The following is a 2,780-nucleotide window of genomic DNA, read 5'->3' on the forward strand; positions in this document are numbered from 1 at the left end:
GCATGTTTTAAAGGTCCATAAATATGGGACCAGCTTCCTGGATTATTGACCAGGATCATTGCGGCAACAGTTAAGCCTCTAAAAACATCTAAGGATAAGAGTCTTGCAGGCGATTTTTGTAGAATTGATGGTTCAGACATCCTATAAAGATAGTATTGCTTAATAGTATTTACAATAATGCCGAAAATATTGTGTTAGAGATTTTGTGAAAGCGCTTTTAGTGCTTCAGTATCCTTATTTTCGATACAGAATTGCTCCAGTTGCTTTTTGAGATCGGCAGTTATAGACTCATATTTTTTATGTCCGTAAATATTTTTCATCTCTTTTGGATCTTTTTCGAGGTCATAAAGTTCCCAGAAATTTTGGTGATCATAAAAGCGGATGAGCTTAAATCGATTTGTGCGAATCCCAAAATGCTTTAAAACACTGTGCTCTCCAGGGTATTCAAAGAAATGGTAGTAAACTGAATTTCGTATGCTAGCTTTCGGATCTTTTAGAATTGCCATCATCGATTTCCCCTGAATTTCTTTGGGAATAGCAAGTCCAGCTGCCTCTAAAAAGGTGGGTGCAAAATCAACGTTTGATACTAATTGATTTGACACGGTTCCAGGTTTGATAAGTCCCGGATAGCGAATAATTAAGGGTGTTCGCATGGATTCTTCATACATAAAACGTTTGTCGAACCAGCCATGCTCGCCCATATAAAAACCTTGGTCGGATGTGTATACAACAATGGTGTTTTTGCTTAAATTATTTCTATCGAGGTAATCCAGAATTTTACCAACGTTTCGGTCGAGGGAGAGCGTTGTACTGTAATAATCTTTCATGTAACGTTGAAACTTCCATTCAACTAAAGCCTTTCCAGTAAGTTTCTTTTTAAGAAAATTATTTTCGATTTGGCTATAATAGTTATTCCATTTTGTTCTTTGCTCCGGACTCATTCTTTTGACAAAAGAAGCTGCCGATGCGTCGGGGTCGCTGGTCATTTTGAGATCATAACCCAGTTTCATGGTTTTTTCGATCGACATGTCCTGCATTTCGGCGGCGATGCGGTTTTCGTAATTATCGTAAAAATTTTTAGGTAATGGGAAATTGATATGGTCAAATTTTCCTAAGTCAGTGGTGTCGGGCATCCAGGTACGATGGGGTGCTTTTTCACCTACTACCACAAAAAATGGCTTGGTTTGATCCCTTTTTTCGAGCCAGCTGATGGTTTTTTCGGTAATAATATCTGTTGCATAACCATCGTGCCGTGTAGTATCACCAGCCATGCTTATCATGTTAGGATTGTAGTAGAGCCCTTGTCCGGGCAAAATATTCCAATAATCAAAACCTTGAGGATAAGAAACCAAATGCCATTTTCCAATCCAGGCAGTTTGAAATCCCGATTGTTTAAGGCGTGCTGGAAATACATCTTGAGAGGCATCGAAGCGGTCGCGGTTATCTCTCATTCCATTGGTATGGCTGTATTTTCCGGTTAGGAGCACAGCTCTACTTGGGCCGCAGATGGAATTGACTACAAATGCACGATTGAAAAGTGCACCTTCTTTTGCAAGTCGGTCAAGATTGGGCGTGGCCCCATATTTTGATCCATAAGCCCCAATGGTACTCACTGCATGGTCATCGGTTAAGATAACCACAATATTGGGTCTCGGCGATTGTTGCCCAAAGGACTTTAAGCCTAATAGGCTAATTACTAGCGCAATAAAAAGTCGAGCTCCAAAATTCATTTTAATTAGTTAGTATTCCCAACGCACAAAGGCTTCCATAGCTTCATACTCTGCTAATCCCAGACGGTCATATGCTTTAGCAGTTTCACGTGTACGATCTTCAGCACGTACCCAGAATTCGCGCGCATCATCGCCAGGGAAAATGGGAACATCTTTTTGTGACTGATGTTTAAATATGGCTAGGCGCTTGCGGATAACCTCCTGTGGAGAAAGCGGTACAGCCATTTGGATTTCATGAGTTTCAAATTCATGCCAAGCTCCACGGTAGAGCCATAGCCAGCAATCCTTAGTCCATTCACGGTCTTTTAGGCGCTTTAATGCTTCAATAATGATGTCAAAACAAACCTTGTGTGTTCCATGAGGATCAGCAAAATCGCCTGCAGCAAACACTTGATGAGGTTTTATTCTTTCAAGAAGCTCCATGGTGATAAGTACATCATCTTCGTCAACAGGGTTACGAGAAGTTTTACCTCTATCGTAAAAAGGCAGGGCCATAAAATGAATATGATCATCTTTTAAACCGGCAAAACGTGCGCCGCTAATTGCCTCTCCTTTACGGATTAGGCCTTTCAGCGTTTGAATTTCCGGAGTATCTGCTTGGTTAGGTTGTTTATTATCCAAGAACTTACGCATCGAAACATAAAGATCATCTAACTTACTGGTATCTAAGTCTATAGATTTGCTAAAATCACGTGCAAATTCAACAAAACGAAGTGCATCATCATCCCAAACGGCGGTATTTCCTGAAGTTTGGTAGGCTACATGAACATCATGGCCTTGATCAACCAAACGAATGAAGGTACCACCCATTGAAATTACATCATCATCAGGATGCGGTGAAAAAATAATGGAGCGTTTTTTATCAGGTACTGCACGTTCTGGTCTTTGTGAATCGTCGGCATTGCCCTTTCCGCCCGGCCATCCGGTGATGGTATGTTGTAATTTATTGAAAATGTGAATATTAATGTTGTAAACCGGACCCTGCTCCGTAGCGAGCTGCGCCATACCGTGGCTGTTATAATCTTCTTCGGTAAGCTTCAGAATAGGTTT

Annotated in this window: 2 protein-coding genes and 1 pseudogene; all 3 read right to left on the minus strand. The window is 40.9% G+C overall.

What is annotated here, in order from left to right; all coding sequences use genetic code 11:
• Positions 1-140 (minus strand): annotated as a pseudogene (locus tag ACILQF_RS12385) (DUF5009 domain-containing protein); the annotation flags it as partial.
• A gap of 54 nt (positions 141-194) precedes the next feature.
• Complete coding sequence (locus tag ACILQF_RS12390; RefSeq protein ID WP_395627713.1) at positions 195-1,730, minus strand: sulfatase; 1,536 nt, start codon at positions 1,728-1,730, stop codon at positions 195-197.
• 9 nt (positions 1,731-1,739) lie between these two features.
• The coding region (locus ACILQF_RS12395; RefSeq protein WP_395627714.1) for a PIG-L family deacetylase at positions 1,740-2,780 on the minus strand (1,041 nt) is incomplete at its 5' end.

The organism is Daejeonella sp. (assembly GCF_044232565.1).
Taxonomy (GTDB): Bacteria; Bacteroidota; Bacteroidia; order Sphingobacteriales; family Sphingobacteriaceae; genus Daejeonella.

Bases quoted from the DNA above. Each gene is read 5' to 3' on its own strand.
- ACILQF_RS12390 (WP_395627713.1), bottom strand. From the start codon at position 1,730: ATGAATTTTGGAGCTCGACTTTTTATTGCGCTAGTAATTAGCCTATTA.